Source organism: Micromonospora sp. bgisy143 (genome assembly GCF_057708145.1).
Map to the genome: position 1 here is coordinate 93,925 of NZ_JBYIRN010000015.1, position 18,277 is coordinate 112,201.

The 18,277-nt window shown below is 72.2% G+C and carries 17 protein-coding genes; 7 read left to right on the forward strand and 10 right to left on the reverse strand.

All coding sequences use genetic code 11. The features are described 5' to 3' along the window. Positions 1-46: 46 nt before the first annotated feature. Complete coding sequence (glmS, locus tag AC3EN4_RS18700; RefSeq protein WP_422736926.1) at positions 47-1,960, reverse strand: glutamine--fructose-6-phosphate transaminase (isomerizing); 1,914 nt, start codon at positions 1,958-1,960, stop codon at positions 47-49. Positions 1,961-2,200: 240 nt separating this feature from the next. Between glmS and AC3EN4_RS18705 the strand changes: the two genes are divergently transcribed. Together AC3EN4_RS18705 and AC3EN4_RS18710 are read left to right on the forward strand one after the other, a co-directional pair. Continuing rightward, positions 2,201-3,193, forward strand: coding sequence for an MmpS family transport accessory protein (locus AC3EN4_RS18705; RefSeq protein WP_435207122.1), 993 nt, complete (start codon positions 2,201-2,203; stop codon positions 3,191-3,193). Between the two features lie 40 nt (positions 3,194-3,233). Next, positions 3,234-4,424: a pyridoxal phosphate-dependent aminotransferase gene (locus AC3EN4_RS18710; protein ID WP_435207123.1), complete on the forward strand. Its 1,191-nt coding sequence runs from the start codon at positions 3,234-3,236 to the stop codon at positions 4,422-4,424. 48 nt (positions 4,425-4,472) lie between these two features. Here AC3EN4_RS18710 and glmM read toward each other — a convergent pair whose 3' ends face one another. The 9 genes from glmM to AC3EN4_RS18755 form a co-directional block, all read right to left on the reverse strand. Then, complete coding sequence (gene glmM, locus AC3EN4_RS18715; protein WP_435207124.1) at positions 4,473-5,831, reverse strand: phosphoglucosamine mutase; 1,359 nt, start codon at positions 5,829-5,831, stop codon at positions 4,473-4,475. Between the two features lie 118 nt (positions 5,832-5,949). After that, positions 5,950-6,414 (reverse strand): 30S ribosomal protein S9, encoded by a 465-nt coding sequence (rpsI, locus tag AC3EN4_RS18720; RefSeq protein WP_139582597.1) that lies wholly within the window; start codon positions 6,412-6,414, stop codon positions 5,950-5,952. A 20-nt stretch (positions 6,415-6,434) separates the two neighbouring features. Then, a complete protein-coding gene (gene rplM, locus AC3EN4_RS18725) occupies positions 6,435-6,878 on the reverse strand; it encodes a 50S ribosomal protein L13 (RefSeq protein WP_007465158.1) in 444 nt (147 codons plus the stop codon). 209 nt (positions 6,879-7,087) lie between these two features. Further along, positions 7,088-8,473, reverse strand: a complete 1,386-nt coding sequence (locus AC3EN4_RS18730; RefSeq protein ID WP_435207125.1) for an MFS transporter — start codon at positions 8,471-8,473, stop codon at positions 7,088-7,090. A gap of 128 nt (positions 8,474-8,601) precedes the next feature. Continuing rightward, a complete protein-coding gene (locus tag AC3EN4_RS18735; protein WP_435207126.1) occupies positions 8,602-8,895 on the reverse strand; it encodes a type II toxin-antitoxin system PemK/MazF family toxin in 294 nt (97 codons plus the stop codon). Beyond that, a complete protein-coding gene (locus tag AC3EN4_RS18740; protein ID WP_435207127.1) occupies positions 8,885-9,139 on the reverse strand; it encodes a DUF6364 family protein in 255 nt (84 codons plus the stop codon). Before AC3EN4_RS18740 ends, AC3EN4_RS18735 begins: the two co-directional genes overlap by 11 nt. 123 nt (positions 9,140-9,262) lie before the next feature. After that, positions 9,263-9,958, reverse strand: a complete 696-nt coding sequence (locus tag AC3EN4_RS18745; RefSeq protein WP_435207128.1) for a class I SAM-dependent methyltransferase — start codon at positions 9,956-9,958, stop codon at positions 9,263-9,265. A gap of 119 nt (positions 9,959-10,077) precedes the next feature. Next, the gene (locus AC3EN4_RS18750) at positions 10,078-10,275 is read right to left on the reverse strand and encodes a DUF397 domain-containing protein (protein ID WP_435207129.1); all 198 of its coding nucleotides are present in this window, start codon (positions 10,273-10,275) and stop codon (positions 10,078-10,080) included. Continuing rightward, positions 10,266-11,033 carry a helix-turn-helix domain-containing protein gene (locus AC3EN4_RS18755; protein ID WP_435207130.1) on the reverse strand — a complete coding sequence of 256 codons (768 nt, stop codon included), beginning with the start codon at positions 11,031-11,033 and terminating at the stop codon, positions 10,266-10,268. The genes AC3EN4_RS18750 and AC3EN4_RS18755 overlap by 10 nt, the downstream gene beginning before the upstream one ends. Before the next feature lie 271 nt (positions 11,034-11,304). Between AC3EN4_RS18755 and AC3EN4_RS18760 the strand changes: the two genes are divergently transcribed. The 5 genes from AC3EN4_RS18760 (at position 11,305) to nirB (ending at position 18,276) form a co-directional block, all read left to right on the forward strand. Then, complete coding sequence (locus AC3EN4_RS18760) at positions 11,305-11,625, forward strand: hypothetical protein (protein WP_435207157.1); 321 nt, start codon at positions 11,305-11,307, stop codon at positions 11,623-11,625. Further along, positions 11,622-11,801 (forward strand): hypothetical protein, encoded by a 180-nt coding sequence (locus AC3EN4_RS18765; RefSeq protein WP_435207131.1) that lies wholly within the window; start codon positions 11,622-11,624, stop codon positions 11,799-11,801. Before AC3EN4_RS18760 ends, AC3EN4_RS18765 begins: the two co-directional genes overlap by 4 nt. Before the next feature lie 315 nt (positions 11,802-12,116). Further along, positions 12,117-14,321, forward strand: a complete 2,205-nt coding sequence (locus tag AC3EN4_RS18770) for a molybdopterin oxidoreductase family protein (RefSeq protein WP_435207132.1) — start codon at positions 12,117-12,119, stop codon at positions 14,319-14,321. Further along, positions 14,318-15,757, forward strand: coding sequence for an FAD-dependent oxidoreductase (locus AC3EN4_RS18775; protein ID WP_435207133.1), 1,440 nt, complete (start codon positions 14,318-14,320; stop codon positions 15,755-15,757). Before AC3EN4_RS18770 ends, AC3EN4_RS18775 begins: the two co-directional genes overlap by 4 nt. Then, a complete protein-coding gene (nirB, locus tag AC3EN4_RS18780) occupies positions 15,754-18,276 on the forward strand; it encodes a nitrite reductase large subunit NirB (protein ID WP_435207134.1) in 2,523 nt (840 codons plus the stop codon). Before AC3EN4_RS18775 ends, nirB begins: the two co-directional genes overlap by 4 nt. Position 18,277: the final 1 nt, after the last annotated feature.

An 18,277-nucleotide genomic window follows, 5' to 3' on the forward strand; every position in this document is an offset into this window, starting at 1 on the left:
CCACCGCGGGTGCGGCGTGGCCGGGGCTCCGGGGTGTGGTCGGCGACTACTCGACGGTGACCGACTTGGCCAGGTTGCGGGGCTGGTCCACGTCGTGTCCCCGGGCCGCGGCGATCTCGGCGGCGAACACCTGGAGCGGCACCGTGGTGACGAGCGGGGCCAGCAGGGTGGGCGTACGCGGCACGTAGATCAGGTGGTCGGCGTACCGGACGACGGCCTCGTCGCCCTCCTCGGCGATCACGATGGTCCGCGCGCCGCGCGCCCGGACCTCCTGGATGTTGGAGACGACCTTGTCGTGCAGCATGCCCCGGCCCACCGGGGAGGGCACCACGCAGATCACCGGAGTGCCCTTGTCGATCAGGGCGATCGGGCCGTGCTTCAGCTCACCGGCGGCGAAGCCCTCGGCGTGCATGTACGCCAACTCCTTGAGCTTGAGCGCGCCTTCCAGCGCCACCGGGTAGCCGACGTGCCGGCCGATGAACAGCACGGTCGGCTCGGACTTCAGCTCACGGGCCAGCTCGCGGACCGGCTCGATACGGTCCAGCAGCTCGCGCAGCTTGCCCGGCATCTCCTGGAGCTGGGCCACCACCGCGCCGACCTCGTCGGCGAACTTGATGCCGCGTACCTGGGCCAGGTGCAGGCCGATCAGGTAGCAGGCGACGACCTGGGTGAGGAACGCCTTGGTGGAGGCGACGGCGATCTCCGGGCCGCCGTGGGTGTAGAGCACGGCGTCGGACTCGCGGGGGATGGTCGAGCCGTTGGTGTTGCAGATGGCCAGCACCCGGGCCTTCTGCTCCTTGGCGTGGCGCAGGGCCATCAGGGTGTCCATCGTCTCGCCGGACTGCGAGATCACCACGATCAGCGTGGACCGGTCGAGCACCGGGTCGCGGTAGCGGAACTCGCTGGCCAGCTCCACCTCGCACGGGATGCGGGTCCAGTGCTCGATGGCGTACTTGGCGACCAGACCGGCGTGGTACGCGGTGCCGCAGGCCACGATGAAGATCTTGTCGACGTCGCGCAGATCCTGGTCGCTGAGGCGGACCTCGTCCAGGGCGATCTCGCCGCTCTCGGTCAGCCGGCCGAGCAGGGTGTCGGCGATGGCCTGCGGCTGCTCCTCGATCTCCTTGAGCATGAACCAGTCGTAACCACCCTTCTCGGCGGCCGACGAGTCCCAGTCGATGTGGAAGTCCTTGCCGCTGGCCGGCTGGCCGTCGAAGTCGGTGATCTCGATGCTGTCGGCGGTGATCAGGACGATCTGGTCCTGACCCAGCTCCACCGCCTCGCGGGTGTGCTCGATGAACGCGGCCACGTCGCTGGCCAGGTAGTTCTCGCCGTCGCCCCGACCGACGACAAGCGGCGAGTTGCGCCGGGCGCCGACCACCGCGCCGGGCACCGCGGCGTCGACCGCGAGCAGGGTGAACGCGCCCTCCAGCCGCTGGCAGACGACGCGCATGCCGGCGGCGAGCAGTTGCGGGCCGTCCGGCTGGCCGGCGGCGCGCAGGTCCGCCAGCGCGGCGGAGAGCAGGTGCGCGGCGCACTCGGTGTCGGTGTCGCTGCTGAACTGGACGCCGTCGGCCTCCAACTCGGCGCGGAGCTTGGCGAAGTTCTCGATGATGCCGTTGTGGATCACCGCGACGCGGCCGTCGGGGGCGAGGTGCGGGTGGGCGTTACGGTCGGTCGGTCCGCCGTGGGTGGCCCACCGGGTGTGCCCGATGCCGGTGGTGCCGTCACCGATGCCGATCGGGCTGGCCGCGCAGGAGGTCGGGTCATCGGCGGCCCGCTCGGAGAGCACCTTCTCGAGGTTGGCGAGCTTGCCGGCCTTCTTCTCGGTCAGCAACTGGCCGTCGCAGACGATCGCGACGCCCGCCGAGTCGTAGCCCCGGTATTCCAGCCGCCGCAGCCCGTCGAGCACGATGCTCAGCGCCGGGCGCGAGCCGGCGTATCCCACGATTCCACACATGGCCCGCAGCCTAACCCAGTTTCGCTCACCATGGGTGCTCGAAAGACGGCTAAACAAGCACCGAATTTGAGCGATCGGCGGTTGTGGGGCCGCAATGGGACGAGCGTCACTAGCCGGGCCGCCGTTTCACGGAGCCGGACGGGGTTGCGGGACGACCGGCGGGTACGACAGTCTTCCGGCGGGCTCGGCGTGCGCTCCGCTGACTCCCTGACCCCTTACCCACTCCCGCCCGGAGCAGCCATGTCCGACGCGCCGCCGCCCGAGTCGTCTCCGCCGCAGCCGGCCGATCCCACCCCGCCACCGGAACCGGCGGCCGGGCAGGCGTCGCCGGAGCCGCCGCCCGGGCAGACGCCGGTGGGGCCCACACCCGGCTGGGACGCGCCGGACGCCTTCCCGACGTCGGGTCCGCTGGCCCCGGGCCAGCCCTGGGCACCCCCGGCGCCCTGGGCACCCCCGCCGGCGTCCGGGTGGACACCCGACGCCACCGGCACCCCGTGGACGCCCGATCCCACCGCCGTCCCGGGTACGCCCGAGCCGGCCGGACCGGGCGCCTGGACACCACCACCCCCGCCGCCGGAACACCCGCCGGCCGGCTATCCGCCGGGTTACCCACCACCGGGCTACCCACCACCGGGCTACCCACCGCCCGGCTACCCGCCGCCGTACCTCTATCCCGGCTATCCGCCGGCCGGCCGCCCCGGCGGCGGTGCCGGTCGAGTGGTGGGGATCGTCGCCGCGGTCGTCGCGGTACTCGCCGTCCTCGGGTGCGGATGCTTCTGCGTGTCCGGATCACTGCTCGGCCAACTGGTCCCGGACACGGTCTCGGAGGACCCGTACGACAGCGACCCCTTCGGCGACGACACCTGGCCGCCGAGCGCCGCGCCCGAGCCGCCCACCGTGCCCGACACCCCCACGGCGGTGCCCACCAAGAAGCCGATCACCCGCCCGACATCCGGACCCGCGCCGGTGACGGTGGTCTACGAGGTCACCGGGGTGGGCCGGGCGGACATCGCGTACTTCGACGCCGAGAGCGATCTCATCCACGTCGACGGCGCGAAGCTGCCCTGGCGGATGACCATCCGCACCAACGGCCAGAGTCGGGTCATGGTGGAGGCCAGGTGGTCCGACTACGAGGAAAGGCCGATCGGCTGCACCGTCACGGTCACCGGCGCCGGAGAGCCCGTGACGAACAAGACCCAGGGGACCTGGGCCACCAGTTGTGAGCCCGAGTGAGGGTGGAGTCGAATCGGCGGGTGACCGTAGGCTGGCGCAGGTGACGACGAGCACCGATGTCGACCCGCTGGTGGCCCGGATGCGGCCGTTCGGTACGACGATCTTCGCCGAGATGTCCGCCCTCGCCGTGCGGACCGGGGCGGTCAACCTCGGTCAGGGCTTCCCGGACACGGACGGTCCGCCGGAGATGCTGGCCGCCGCCGCCGAGGCGCTGCGCGGCGGGCAGAACCAGTACCCGCCCGGTCCGGGGATCCCCGCCCTGCGCGCGGCCGTCGCGGCGCACCAGCGCCGGTTCTACGACCTGGCGTACGACCCGGACGGCGAGATCGTGATCACGGCAGGCGCGACCGAGGCGGTGGCGGCCACCATCCTGGCGCTCTGCGAACCGGGCGACGAGGTGGTGTGCTTCGAGCCGTACTACGACTCGTACGCCGCTTCGATCGCGCTGGCCGGCGCGGTCCGGCGGCCGGTCACGCTGCGTCCCGGCGCGGACGGCCGGTACGCCTTCGACCCGGAGGCGCTGCGTGCGGCGTTCGGCCCGCGCACCCGGCTGGTGCTGCTCAACTCGCCGCACAACCCGACCGGCAAGGTGTTCACGCCGGCCGAACTGACGCTGGTGGCCGAGCTGTGCCAGGAGTTCGACGCGTACGCGGTCACCGACGAGGTGTATGAGCACCTGGTGTTCACGGACGCGCCCAATGCGCACATTCCGCTGGCCACGCTGCCCGGGATGCGGGAGCGGACGCTGCGCATCTCGTCGGCCGGCAAGACGTTCTCCTGCACCGGCTGGAAGATCGGTTGGGTGAGCGGCCCGGCGGCACTCGTCTCGGCGGTGGTGCGGGTGAAGCAGTTCCTCACCTACGTCAACGCCGCGCCGCTGCAACCGGCGGTCGCGGTGGCGCTGGCCCTGCCGGACGACTACTACACGGGCTTCCGCGACGCGTTGCAGCGGCAGCGCGACCAACTCATCGGCGGCCTCACCGACGCAGGATTCGACGTGCTGAACCCGGAGGGCACGTACTTCGTCACGGCCGACATCACCGCCCTCGGCGGCACCGACGGGATGGAGTTCTGCCGGTCGCTCCCGGAGCGCTGCGGCGTGGTGGCGGTGCCCAGCCAGGTCTTCTACGACGACGTCGAGGCCGGCCGACGACTGGTCCGGTTCGCGTTCTGCAAACGCCCGGAGGTGCTGACTGAGGCGGTCACCCGGCTGCGCGCCCTGACCCGTTGACCGGGCCGGGACGCCGGGTCCAAGCCCGGCGGCCCGGCGTGCGGACGGCTACGACGCGGCGGGGCTGGCGGTACGCACGAGGGCGGCGATCCGCTCGGCGACCTCGCGGGCGACCGCCTCGGTGGCGGCCTCGACCATCACCCGGACCAGCGGCTCGGTGCCCGACGGGCGCAGCAGCACCCGACCGGTCTCCCCCAGCTCCGCCTCGGCCCGCTCGACCTCGGCGCGGACGGCCGGCGCGTTGGCCCCGACGGTCCGGTCGCCGACCGGCACGTTGATCAGCACCTGCGGCAGCTTGGTGACCACCGAGGCCAGCTCGGCGAGCGACTTTCCGGTGGCGGCCATCCGGGCCATCAGGTGCAGCCCGGTGAGCACCCCGTCGCCGGTGGTGGCGTGTGCGGGCATGACGATGTGGCCGCTCTGCTCGCCGCCGAGCGCCAGCCCGGACGCGCGCAACTCCTCCAGCACGTACCGGTCGCCGACCTTGGTCTCGACCAGCCGGATGCCCTGCGCGGACATCGCCAGCCGCAGACCGAGGTTGCTCATCACGGTCGCCACCAGGGTGTCCTGGGTGAGCGTGCCGGCCTCCCGCATGGCCAGCGCGAGGATCGCCATCACCTGGTCGCCGTCGACCTCGTCGCCGTCGGCGCTGACGGCCACGATCCGGTCGGCGTCGCCGTCGTGCGCGATGCCCAGGTGGGCACCGTGCTGCACCACCGCCTCGCGCAGCGCCTCGATGTGGTTGGAGCCGCAGTCGTCGTTGATGTTCAGCCCGTCGGGCTCGGCGTGGATCGCGACGACCTCCGCGCCGGCCTCGCGGTAGGCGACCGGGGCGACCTCGCTGGCCGCGCCGTTGGCGCAGTCGACCACCACCTTGATCCCGTCCAACCGGTGCGGCACCGCCCCGACGAGGTGCTGGACGTAGTGGTCCGCGCCGTCGAGCAGGTCGTGCACCCGGCCGACGCCAGCGCCGATCGGGCGGTCCCAGGCGGTGGTGGCGTTCGCCTCCACCGCGGCCTCGATCTTCATCTCGATCTCGTCGGGCAGCTTGTGCCCGCCGGCGGCGAAGAGCTTGATGCCGTTGTCCGGCATCGGGTTGTGCGACGCGGAGAGCACCACCCCGAGGTCGGCCTTGGCCTCGGCGGTGAGGAACGCCACGGCCGGGGTGGGCAGCACACCGACGCGTACCACGTTGGCGCCGGCGCTGGTCAGCCCGGCGACCACAGCGGCCTCCAGCATCTCGCCGCTGGCCCGGGTGTCCCGGCCGACCACGGCCAGCGGCGGGTGACTGCGGTCCGTCTCGGCGAGTGTGTGCGCGGCCGCCACGGCGAGCGCGAGCGCCAATTCGGGGGTGAGATCCGCGTTCGCCCGCCCGCGTACGCCGTCCGTGCCGAACAACCGACCCATACCCGCCAACCTCCGATGAGCAACTACCGATGAGGAGAAAGCGGAACGGCCGGCCCACCTCCCCGGTCGGGGGGAGGCGGACCGGCCGTCCGTCAGAAGTACAACGCGCTGGGAAAGATCAGCGCTTCGAGTACTGGGGAGCCTTACGAGCCTTCTTGAGGCCGTACTTCTTGCTCTCCTTGACCCGGGCGTCCCGGGTGAGGAAGCCGGCCTTCTTGAGGGCCGGGCGGTCGTCCGGCTCGCTGACGATCAGCGCGCGGGCGATGGCCAGCCGCAGCGCACCGGCCTGGCCGGTGGTGCCGCCGCCACGCAGGTTGGCGATGACGTCGAACGCCTCGGGCTTCTCGGCGGTGACCAGCGGGTCCTTGATGAGCTGCTGGTGCACCTTGCTCGGGAAGTAGGCCTCGAGGTCGCGGCCATTGCAGGTGATCTTGCCGGTGCCCGGGACGATACGGACCCGGACGATGGCCTCCTTGCGCCGACCCACGGTCTGGATCGGGCGGTCACCACGCGGCGCGCGGGCGACGGGCGCCGGCGCCTCGGTGGCCTCGGGGGCAACCTCGGTCTCGGTGATGTCGGTCATGCTGCTTCCTTCGCCCGCGCTCACTGCGCGATCTGCTTGATCTCGAACGGCACCGGCTGCTGGGCCAGGTGCGGGTGCTCGGCACCGGCGTAGACCTTCAGCTTCTTGATCAGCTGACGGCCGAGCTTGTTGTGCGGGAGCATCCCCTTCACAGCCAGCTCGATGGCCCGCTCGGGGCGCTTGGTCAGCAGCTCGTCGTAGCCAACCTGCTTCAGACCACCCGGGTAACCCGAGTGGCGGTAAGCGACCTTGGTCTGGCGCTTGTTGCCGGTCAGCGCGACCTTGCCCGCGTTCACGATGACGACGAAGTCGCCCGTGTCGACGTGCGGCGCGAAAGTCGGCTTGTGCTTACCACGCAGCAACGTGGCGGCGTGGGTGGCCAGGCGGCCCAGCACGACATCAGAGGCGTCGATGACGTGCCACTGACGCTCGATCTCACCCGGCTTCGGGCTGTACGTACGCACAGGTCTACCTTGTCTCGTCGTCGGTCTGGGGTCGCGCGCCGAGGTGACCAGAGCTAACGGGCCGGACCAGCGCGCACGAACGACCAAGCGTACCTGATAGGGCACGCCTCTGGATGTCGTACAACAGCAGGCAACGATACCCGGCGTCCCATCGGCAGGTCAAAACGGGGGTGGGCCGCCGCGCTCGAGCGCGGCGGCCGTGACCCGGCTCACACGCCGGCGACCCGCTGGGGCGACCCCGGGCGGCGGTAGGCGACCCAGGTCACCGCGAAGCACAGCGCGTACCAACCGATGAACGCCAGGTAGGCGGCGTCCGCGTTGCCGGAGCTGAGGAACGACTGGCGGAAGGCGATGTTGACCAGCACCCCGCCGGAGGCGCCGATCGCACCGGCGATCCCGATCAACGCGCCGGTCATCCGTCGCGCCCACCGCGCGGCGGCCTCCGGGTCGCGCGTTCCGTTGGCCACCGCCTCCGCGGCCCGGGCCCGGAAGATCGCCGGGATCATCTTGTAGGTGGAGCCGTTGCCGATCCCGGAGAAGACGAAGAGCGCCAGGAACCCGGTCAGGTAGAGCCCGAACGAGCGCTCGCGGGCCGCGTACAGCACCGTGCCGGCGCCCAGGGCCATCGCCACGAAGTTCCAGAAGGTCACCCGGGCCCCGCCGAGCCGGTCGGCGAAGTGCCCGCCCACCGGCCGGATCAGCGAGCCGATCAGCGGCCCGAGGAAGGTCAGCCAGGCGGCGTCGACGGGGGTGGGGAACCGGTCGGCGAACTGGAGTTGCAGCACCTGACCGAAGGCGAACCCGAACCCGATGAACGACCCGAAGGTGCCGATGTAGAGCAGCGACATAATCCAGGTGTGCGGATCCCGGGCCGCCTCGCGCAGCGCGCCCGGCTCGTTGCGCGCCCCGGGCACGGTGTCCAGCCAGCGGGCCGCCGCCAGCGCGGCCAGCACGATCAGCGGCAGGTAGACCGCGGGCACCAACCGTGGGTACGCGGCGCCGGCGGTGGCCAGCACCGCCAGCCCGACCAGTTGCACGGCCGGTACGCCCAGGTTGCCGCCACCCGCGTTGAGCCCGAGGGCGCGGCCCTTGAGGTGCTGCGGGTAGAACAGGTTGATGTTCGCCATCGAGGAGGCGAAGTTGCCGCCGCCGACGCCGGTGAGGCAGGCGAGCACCATGAGGGTGGAGTAGGACACCCCCGGTTCCAGCAGGATCGTCATCGGCACCGTCGGGAGCAGCAGCAGAAGCGCGCTGATCATCGTCCAGCGCCGCCCGCCGAAGCGGGCCACCGCCAGGGTGTACGGCAGCCGCAGCACCGCGCCCAGCGCGGCCGGTACGGCGGTGAGCAGGAACTTCCCGGCCGGGTCGATGCCGTACGCGGGGCCGAGGAAGAGCACGGTTACCGACCAGAGGCTCCACACGGAGAAGCCGACGTGCTCGGCGAAGATCGACACCCAGAGGTTGCGGCGGGCGATCGGTGCGCCCGTGGTGCGCCAGAAGTCCGGGTCCTCGGGCCGCCAGTCGTCCAGCGGACGTCGACGTCCGACGACGGCAGGCGGATCGGCGGTGACTGCGGTGCTGGTGAGCGTGCTCACGGCGGCTCCTCCTCGTCGGTGTGACGAGCAGAGACGCTAGGGAGGCGGGGTTACCTGGCAGTGCCTTTCGTGGGTCGGCCCGGAAACGCCCGCCGCACCACGGACCGGGGGCGTTGGTGAGGCGGGGTTCAGAGCTGTTGCAGGATGCGCAGCGCGCGACCGACCCGGAGCATGGTGTCGGTGTCGGCGACGTCCACGCACTCGGTGAACCACTTCTTCATGGGCGAGGAGATCCGGTCGGGCATCACCACGTACCCGCCCATCGGCACGGCCAGGGGCGAGTCGCGCAGCAGCGACTCCTCGACCACCTCGACGACGATCACGATGGGCACGTCGGTGGAGTTGTAGACGTCCGAGCTGATCACCAGGCCGAGGCGTTCCCGGGCGCCCTCGATGCGCCAGACCTCACCCCTACGCAGCACGCGGCGGGCCGGCGAAGAGGTCGTTGACCATGCCCACCTCGCGGGCGTCGGCGAGGGCGGCGGCCTCCAGGTCGAGGCCGGCGCGCCCCACCGCGGCGGCGTGCGCGGTGAAGACCTCGCGCAGCGCCTTCTCCCGGGCCGCCTGGTCCATCCACGCCGAGAGGGACAGCCCTTCGCGCTTGGCGAAGCGCCGGGCCTCCTCGATCGTCTCGTCCGTGAACGACAGCGTCACCTTGGCAGTCATGCCGGTGAGACTACCCACCGGTATGACCGTCAGTCATCCACGCTCTGGTCGGCTCGCTCCCGGGCGTTGAAACGTGCATATCGTCAGCGGACGCGAGCGCTTCTCAGCGGACGCGACCGCTTTTCAGCGGGCGCGCCCGCCGAACACCGCGAAACGCCACTCCTTGAAGTAGCAGTCGACGTCGACCAGACCGGCCTCGTCGAGCCACCGGCACTGGTCGGCGACGGTGGCCGGGCGGTCGTAGCGCATCCGCCCCCGGGACGCGGCGATCTCCTGCGGCGACGACCCCAGCTCGGTGATCCGCGCCATCCACACCTCGTCGTAGCGCCGGTCCAGCGCCGGGGTCGGCCCCGCGACCTGCTCGGCGTTGACGAACACCCCACCGGACGTCAGGGCCGCCGCGGCCCGCCGGTAGAGCGCCCGCTTGCCGTCGTCGTCCAAATGGTGGATGGCGAGCGCGCTGACCACCGCGTCGTACCGGCCGCTCGGCAGCTCGTCGGAGAGGTCTGCCCGGACGGTCCGGTGCGGCACCGACCGCGCCGACAACTCGTCGGTGGCGCGGGCCAGCATCGCCGGCGCGGCGTCCACAAGGGTCAGCCGGACCCCGGGCACCGCCGCAGCCAGCAGCAGCGAGAACAGCCCGGTGCCCGCGCCCAGGTCCAACACCTCGGGGGTACGACCAGCGGCCAGCGCGGCGCGCAGCGGCGGTGCGGCCACCTCGACGGCCGTGCCGTAGAAGGCGTCGAAGCAGGGCACCAGCCGCCGTCGCGCCTCGTCGTAGGTGCCGGCCACCGCGTCGAAAACGTCCACCACACCCATCGCGCGCTCCCATTTAGTGAGACAGATTTCCCACATTATAAGCGCCATTGGGCCAACATCGCCGACCCCGGACACGCGAAAGCCCCCAGCGAGCCGGGGGCTTTTCGTGCTGTAGCTGCTCAGGTCGGGTCGTGCGCCTTCGCCATTCCGAGGAACGCCCGCCAAGCCGCGGGCCCGAAAACCAATGCCGGCCCTGCCGGGTCCTTCGAGTCCCGCACACCGACGATTCCAGGCAGGTTGTCCGCAACCTCGACGCAGTCGCCGCCGTTGCCGCTGCTGCGGGTGCTCTTACGCCACTGCGCGCCGGTCAGTTCCATGTCTTCGCCATCTCCCCAAGTAGATCGACGGATTGCCAGTGGGACAACGCCTCACCGCGCACGTTCTCCCACGCGGCCAGCATCGCCGCCACGTCTTCGGCGCCGGTAACGACCTGCCCCTGAAGCTGATTGTCGAGGTAGCCGGCAATCCGATGCTCGGGCCCCACAGCGATCACGAAGGGACCGTTCAGGCCAGCGTACGCGCCGACGGTAGAGGGAACGATGTGCACGCGGACGTGCGGGGCCTCGCATGCGGCGACGAGGGCTCGCACCTGCTCACGCATGGTGGCACGTCCGCCGACCGGCCGCCGCAACACGGCTTCGTCGACAACGGCCGTGAAGTGTGGCGGGTCTTCACGGGTCAGAATGCTCTGCCGGGCGAGCCGTGAGGCCAGGTGTCGCTCGACGTCACTACGGGCGATGACGTCGGCCCCGGCGAGCACGGCGCGGGCATATGCCTCGGTCTGAAGAAGGCCGGGGAGGACGGTCGACTGAAACGACCGCAGCGAGAGCGCCTCGCGCTCAATCTCTTGCCATGGTCGAAACCAAATTGGCTCGCGGCGTCTTGAAGTGTCCGGCCAGATGTCCCCTATGGGCCGTCGGAGCGCACTCGCCGCCGCTTCCCGGTGCCGGGGATGGGGGATGTGGTCGTGGTTCAGCCAGCGCGCGACCGTCTTCCGATCGACCCCGACTACCCCTGCCAGGGACTCAATGGAATGCCCCGTCTCTGCTAGCGCGGCTCGGAGCGCATCGTTCACGACTGCCTCCATCGGATGCGCGGAATGTCTCGCGACCATATCGCTACGGGCTGTTCTTGTCCCATCACCGCCCGCAAGGTGAGACCAGGCGGCGCGGCCGGTAGGGACCCGAACCCGGCGGACGCGTTCGTGTCGGGGCCACCCCCGGCCCGTCCAGATCTTGGACAGTTGCCGTTCCGAGAGAACGGTAACTGTCCAAGATCTCCACGAGTGGGTATCCGGGGCGGCCCCTTTCCACCGTGACGATCAGGGGGAGAGCACCATGCCGGACATGCCGCAGGGTCGGAGACCCACACCGGAGCCCACACCGCGGAAGCCGCACGCGGGTGACGTCCTGCACCTGACGCGTGCCGCGAGTGTGCAGTTCCTGCGCCCGATCTTCGTCCGCGTGATTCGCGTGCTGGACTGGCCGACCTACGACGGGTGGCTGTGGATCGACGCTTACGAGCTGGCCCCGAATGGCGACGCGATCGCGCGCCGGTCTCTGTTCGTGATGCCCGTGGGACTGATCTGGGTGGACACGTCGGCCCCGGCGGCCCGTCGCTCGACCGCCCGCACTCCCGTCGGGCGCGGTCCGGTGCGTGTTCGATGACCCTCCGACCTCGCCCGCACCATCCGATGCGCCCGGCGTGGCTCTGCCGCAACTGTGCCGCTCCCTGGCCGTGTTCGCCGGCTCAGCTCCACCTGGCGACCGAGTTCTACGGCCACTCGATCGCCTTGGCGTTCTACCTGGCAGCGAACCTGCACGACGCGCTTGACGACCTGTAGTCCGTAGGCGTGCGCCCTGACCCGCAGGCACTCCACGCCCGATTTTTGGGCTGGCTGACGCTGACCCGCCAACCACACCGCACCGACCTGCGCTGAGCGTCCCCGCGAGATGAGGTGGGCTGCCGTTGCGGAGCTGATGTCGCAAACGAATCAACCACCGGTTCAACCACCGATGTCGTCAGCGATTCAGCTCCACAGGCTCCGACTCAGACCCGCCAACGCGCCCGCTGCCCCTGTGCGGTGTGAGGCCCACTTGACAGGACCGAAACAGAAGGGACCCGGACTGGAAACTGCCCGGCGGCACGCTTTGCCGACATGACAGACGGTGCACGGCCGGCAACTCGACCGGGGCAGACGCCCCGGCAGGTGGCGACGCACTGCCCGTACTGCGCCCTTCAGTGCGGCATGACGCTGCGCGCGGACGACGCCGGGGTGAGCGTGCTCCCCCGCGAATTCCCCACCAACCGGGGCGGGCTGTGCCAGAAGGGCTGGGCCTCCGCCGAACTGCTCGACCACCCGGATCGGCTGACCACCCCGATGGTGCGTGACCCGGCCAGTGGCGAGCTACGCCCGGCGACCTGGGACGCCGCGCTGGACCGGGTCGCCAGGGGCGTACGCGCCATCCAGGACAGCTCCGGCCGGGACGCGGTGGCGGTCTTCGGCGGCGGCGGGCTGACCAACGAGAAGGCGTACGCGCTGGGGAAGTTCGCCCGGATCGCGCTGCGCACCCGCAACATCGACTACAACGGACGGTTCTGCATGTCCTCGGCGGCCGCCGCCGGGATGCGCGCCTTCGGCATCGACCGTGGGCTGCCGTTCCCCCTGGCCGACCTGGGCTCCGCCGACACGCTGCTGCTGGTCGGCGCCAACCCGGCGGAGACCATGCCGCCCCTGGTGCGCTGGCTCACCGAGCAACGCCGGGGCGGCGGGCAGCTCATCGTCGTCGACCCCCGGGTCACCGCCACCGCCCGCCAGGCCGACCTGCACCTGCAACCGCTGCCCGGCACCGACCTCGCGGTGGCCAACGCGCTGCTGCACATCGCGCTCACCGAGGGCTGGGTCGACCAGGCGTACGTGGCCGAGCGCACCACCGGCTTCGACGCGGTCCGCCGCAGTGTCGCCGCCTGGTGGCCGGCCCGCGCCGAACAGCTCTCCGGGGTGCCGGTGGCCGATCTCGAGGCGACCGCCCGCGCGCTGGGCACCGGCGGCCGGGTGATCATCCTGACCGCGCGCGGGGCCGAGCAGCACGCCAAGGGCGTCGACACCGTCACCGCGTACGTCAACCTGTCCCTCGCCCTGGGTCTGCCCGGCCGCCCTGGGTCGGGGTACGGCTGCCTCACCGGCCAGGGCAACGGTCAGGGTGGGCGGGAGCACGGACAGAAGGCCGACCAGCTCCCCGGCTATCGCAAGATCGACGATCCGGTGGCCCGGGAGCACGTCGCGGGCGTCTGGGGCGTACCGGCCGACGAGTTGCCCGGTCCCGGCGTGCCGGCGTACCAGCTGCTCGACTCGCTCGGCACCGCCGACGGTCCCCGGGCGTTGCTGGTGTTCGGCTCGAACCCGGTGGTGTCCGCTCCCCGGGCCGCCCGGATCGAGGGCCGGCTGCGCGACCTCGACCTGCTGGTCGTCGCGGACCTCCTGCTCTCCGAGACGGCGGCGCTGGCCGACGTGGTGCTGCCCACCGCGCAGTGGGCCGAGGAGGACGGCACGATGACCAATCTGGAGGGCCGGGTGCTGCGTCGGCGGGCGTTGCGTCCACCGCCGCCCGGCGTCCGCACCGACCTGGCGATTCTCGCCGACCTGGCCGCGAGGCTGGCAGCCGCCGAAGCACCCGGCGCAGAACTGGCCGACGCCGCACCAACAAGCGCCGCATCGGCCGGCACCACACCGGCCGCCGCGCGACCGGAAGCCGTTGCGGCGGCCCGGTTTCCGGCCGACCCGGGCACCGTCTTCGCCGAGCTGCGCCGCGCCTCCGCCGGTGGGGCCGCCGACTACGGCGGCATCAGTTGGGAACGGATCGACGCCCACGACGGCGTCTACTGGCCCTGCCCGACGGAGGAAGGTCCGGACACACCACGGCTCTTCGCCGACCGGTTCGCCACGCCGGACGGCCGGGCCCGGTTCCACCCGGTCGACCACCGGCCGGCCGCCGAGGAGGTGTGCGCCACGTACCCGCTGCACTTCACCACCGGCCGGGTGCTGGCCCAGTACCAGTCCGGCACGCAGACCCGCCGGGTGCCGGCGTTGCGTCGCGCTGCGGCCGAGGCGTTCGTCGAGCTGCATCCCGACCTGGCCGCCCGGTTGGGAATCGACGACGGCGACCCGGTGCGGGTCACCTCCCGCCGGGGTGAGCTGCGCGCCCCCGCCCGGCTCAGCCCGGGTATCCGACCGGACACGGTCTTCGCGCCGTTCCACTGGCCGGGCGCCGGGCGGGCCAACTCGGTGACCAACGACGCGGTCGACCCGATCTCCGGGATGCCCGAGTTCAAGATCTGCGCGGTCCGGGTGGAGAAGGCATGACCGCCCGGGTGGTGATCGTGGGCAACGGCATGGCCGGCGCCCGGCTCGCGGCCGAGCTGCACGCCCGCGGGGACGAACGCAAGGTCACCGTGCTCGGGGCGGAACCGCACCGCGCGTACAACCGGATCATGCTCTCCACCCTGCTGGCGGGCCGCATCGGCGAACCGGACGTGGAGTTGACCGAGGCTGCCGGGCACGGGATCGACCTGCGCTCCGGCGTCACGGTCGCCGCGGTGGACCGGACGGCCCGCGAGGTCCGTACCGCCGACGGCGAACGGATCGGGTACGACCACCTGGTGCTGGCCACCGGCGCGCGGGCGGTGGTGCCGCCCCTGCCCGGCCTCGACCCGGCCGATCTGCCCCGGCGGGTCGTCCCCTTCCGGACCCTGGACGACTGCCGCCGCATCCTGGCCGTGGCACGGGACGCGGGCAGCGCGATCGTGCTCGGTGGCGGGCTGCTCGGGCTGGAGGCCGCCCGGGGGCTGGCCACGCGCGGGCTGGCCACCACCGTGGTACACCCGACCAACCACCTGATGGAACGCCAACTCGATCCGGCGGCCGGCGCGGTGCTGGCCGGCACACTCACCGGGCTCGGCGTCACCATCGCGCTCGGGGTGCCCGCCGCCGGGGTGGCGGCGGACGACGCCGGCGTCCGGCTAGACCTGGCCGACGGCCGGTCGCTCCACGCCGACCTGCTGGTGCTCTCCTGCGGGGTACGCCCGGAGACCGCCCTCGCGCAGGCCGCCGGGCTGACCGTGCGCCGCGGTGTAGTGGTGGACGACCGGCTGCGCACCAGCGACCGGTCCATCTCGGCGCTCGGCGACTGCGCCGAACACGACGGGACGCTCACCGGACTGGTCGCGCCCGCCTGGGCGCAGGCCCGGGTGCTCGCCGACGTGTTGACCGGCACGGACCCGCTGGCCCGGTACCGGCCCCGCCCGGTGGTGACCCGGCTCAAGGCCGCCGGGATCGACCTGGCCGCGATGGGTGACGCGGTCGGCGGCACGCCGGGCGAGGAGCTGACGTTCACCGACCCGACCCGGGGCACGTACGCCCGACTGCGCATCCATGACGAGCGGTTGATCGGCGCGATCCTGCTCGGCGACAACCCGGCGATCGGCACGGTGATCCAACTGTTCGACCGGGGCCATCCGGTACCGGCCGACCGGCGGGCCCTGCTGCTCGGCCGGGCGCTCGGCGGGGCCGTCGCGGCGCCGAGCGCGTCACCGGCGCTGATGCCGGACGCGGCCGTCGTCTGCCAGTGCAACACCGTGACCAAGGGCGCGCTGGTGCGCTGCTGGCGCTCCGGCGCGCGGACGGTCGACGCGGTGGTGGCGGGCACCCGGGCCGGCACGGGATGCGGCGGATGCCGGGACGCGGTCGGCGGCATCGTCGACTGGCTGTCCGAAGCGGAATCGGTGGAGGTGACGCGATGAGCGGCGCAGACCTGGTCGTCGTCGGTAACGGCATGGTGGGGCAGCGCTTCGTGGACGCGCTGCGCGCCCGTGACCCGCAGGGCCACTGGCGGGTGACGGTACTGGCCGAGGAGCGGCGCCCGGCGTACGACCGGGTACGGCTCTCGGCGTACTTCGACGGGGTGAGCGAGGACGAACTCAACGTGCACACCCCGCACGACGGGGTGCAGTTGCGCCTCGGTGAGCCGGCCACCGCCATCGACCGGGACCGGCGGGTGGTGCGCACCGCCGAGGGCGAGTACCGCTACGACGCGCTGGTGCTGGCCACCGGGTCGTACCCGTTCGTACCGCCGGTGCCCGGTGCCGACCTGCCTGGCGTCTTCGTCTACCGGACGCTCGACGACCTGGCGGCGATCCGGGCGTACGCCGCCGGCCGGCGGGTCGGCGCGGTGATCGGCGGCGGGCTGCTCGGGCTGGAGGCGGCGAACGCCCTGCGCCTGCTCGGCCTGAGCACCGACGTGATCGAGTTCGCGCCTCGACTGATGCCGGTGCAGGTGGACCAGGCCGGTGGCGCAATGCTTCGCCGCTACGTCCAGGATCTGGGCGTGCGTACCCATCTCGGGGTCGCCACCACGGCGATCCGCGCCGGGGCCGACGGCGCGGTGGCCGCGTTGGAACTGTCCGACGGCCGGGTGGTCGACGCCGAACTGGTCGTGGTGGCCGCCGGCATCCGGCCCCGGGACGAACTGGCGCGGGCCGCCGGCCTGCCGTTGGGTCCGCGCGGCGGGGTGCTGGTCGACGAGACCTGCCGCACCGCCGACGAGCGGGTGTGGGCGGTCGGCGAGTGCGCGGCGGTCGACGGCACCTGCCACGGCCTGGTGGCCCCGGGCTACGCGACGGCCGAGGTGGTCGCCGACCGGCTGGTCGGTGGCGCGGCGACGTTCCCGGGCGCGGACACCGCCACGAAACTGAAGCTGCTCGGCGTCGACGTGGCGTCGTTCGGCGACGCGCACGGCACCACCGAGGGCTGCCTGGACGTCACGTTCACCGACCCGGCCACCCGGGTGTACGCCAAGCTCGTCCTCTCCGACGACGCGCACACCCTGCTCGGTGGGGTGCTCGTCGGTGACGCCAGCGCGTACCCGACGCTGCGGGCCAGCGTGGGCGGCCCGCTGCCGGCCGCGCCGCTGGCCCTGCTCGCCCCCGACGGCGGCGGTGCGGACGCCGGGACGCTGCCCGCCACCGCGCAGGTCTGCTCCTGCAACGCGGTGACCCGGGGCGACGTGGACGCCGCCATCGCCGGTGGCTGTGCGGACGTGCCGTCGTTGAAGGCGTGCACCCGGGCGGGCACGAGCTGCGGCTCCTGCGTGCCGATGCTCAAGCAGCTCCTGGACGCGGCCGGGGTGGCCCAGTCCACCGCGCTCTGCGAGCACTTCGACGTGAGCCGCCGGGAGCTGTTCGAGATCGTGCGCGTGCGCGGCATCCGCACCTTCTCCCGGCTGGTCGCCGAGCACGGCCGGGGACGCGGCTGCGACATCTGCAAGCCCGTGGTGGCCTCGATTCTCGCGTCGCTGGGCAGCGGGCACGTGCTCGACGGGGAGCAGGCGTCGTTGCAGGACACCAACGACCACTTCCTGGCCAACCTGCAACGCGACGGCAGCTACTCGGTGGTGCCCCGGATCCCCGGCGGCGAGATCACCCCGGAGAAGCTGATCGTGATCGGCGAGGTGGCCCGGGACTTCCAGCTCTACACGAAGATCACCGGCGGGCAGCGGATCGACCTGTTCGGGGCACGGGTGGAACAGCTGCCGCAGATCTGGCGGCGGCTGGTGGACGCCGGTTTCGAGTCCGGGCACGCGTACGGCAAGGCGCTGCGCACGGTGAAGTCCTGCGTCGGCGAGACCTGGTGCCGGTACGGCGTACAGGACTCGGTGGGGTTGGCCGTGGCGCTGGAACTGCGCTACCGGGGGCTGCGCGCCCCGCACAAGCTCAAGTCGGCGGTCTCCGGCTGCGCCCGCGAGTGTGCCGAGGCCCGCAGCAAGGACTTCGGCATCATCGCCACCGAGACGGGCTGGAACCTCTACGTCGGCGGCAACGGCGGCTTCCGGCCCCGGCACGCCGACCTGTTCGCCACTGACCTGTCCACCGAGGAACTGGTCACCCTCATCGACCGGTTCCTCATCTACTACATCCGCACCGCCGACCGGCTGCAACGCACGGCCGGCTGGGTCGAGGCCATGGACGGCGGCCTGGACCACCTGCGGGCCGTCATCGTCGACGACTCGCTGGGCATCTGCGCCGACCTCGACGCGGCCATGGCTCGGCATGTGGCGTCGTACTCCGACGAGTGGCGTGACGTACTGGACGACCCGGAGCGGCTGCGCCGGTACACCTCCTTCGTCAACGCCCCCGACGTGCCCGACCCGTCGATCACCTTCGCCGTGGAGCGCGGCCAGCCGGTGCCGGCGCGCGGCGACAGCCCATCCGACGGCCACGGCCGTCGTCCCGTCACGCTCGGCCTTCCGGAGGTACGGCGATGAG

What these genes read in the sequence shown, in the direction of transcription:
- AC3EN4_RS18740 (WP_435207127.1), bottom strand. Translation starts at nt 9,139, where the DNA reads ATGACTGCCAAGGTGACGCTGTCGTTCACGGACGAGACGATCGAGGAG.
- AC3EN4_RS18745 (WP_435207128.1), bottom strand. Translation starts at nt 9,958, where the DNA reads ATGGGTGTGGTGGACGTTTTCGACGCGGTGGCCGGCACCTACGACGAG.
- AC3EN4_RS18750 (WP_435207129.1), bottom strand. Translation starts at nt 10,275, where the DNA reads ATGGAACTGACCGGCGCGCAGTGGCGTAAGAGCACCCGCAGCAGCGGC.
- glmS (WP_422736926.1), bottom strand. Translation starts at nt 1,960, where the DNA reads ATGTGTGGAATCGTGGGATACGCCGGCTCGCGCCCGGCGCTGAGCATC.
- glmM (WP_435207124.1), bottom strand. Translation starts at nt 5,831, where the DNA reads ATGGGTCGGTTGTTCGGCACGGACGGCGTACGCGGGCGGGCGAACGCG.
- rpsI (WP_139582597.1), bottom strand. Translation starts at nt 6,414, where the DNA reads ATGACCGACATCACCGAGACCGAGGTTGCCCCCGAGGCCACCGAGGCG.
- AC3EN4_RS18770 (WP_435207132.1), top strand. Translation starts at nt 12,117, where the DNA reads ATGACAGACGGTGCACGGCCGGCAACTCGACCGGGGCAGACGCCCCGG.
- AC3EN4_RS18775 (WP_435207133.1), top strand. Translation starts at nt 14,318, where the DNA reads ATGACCGCCCGGGTGGTGATCGTGGGCAACGGCATGGCCGGCGCCCGG.
- AC3EN4_RS18705 (WP_435207122.1), top strand. Translation starts at nt 2,201, where the DNA reads ATGTCCGACGCGCCGCCGCCCGAGTCGTCTCCGCCGCAGCCGGCCGAT.
- nirB (WP_435207134.1), top strand. Translation starts at nt 15,754, where the DNA reads ATGAGCGGCGCAGACCTGGTCGTCGTCGGTAACGGCATGGTGGGGCAG.
- AC3EN4_RS18765 (WP_435207131.1), top strand. Translation starts at nt 11,622, where the DNA reads ATGACCCTCCGACCTCGCCCGCACCATCCGATGCGCCCGGCGTGGCTC.
- AC3EN4_RS18760 (WP_435207157.1), top strand. Translation starts at nt 11,305, where the DNA reads ATGCCGCAGGGTCGGAGACCCACACCGGAGCCCACACCGCGGAAGCCG.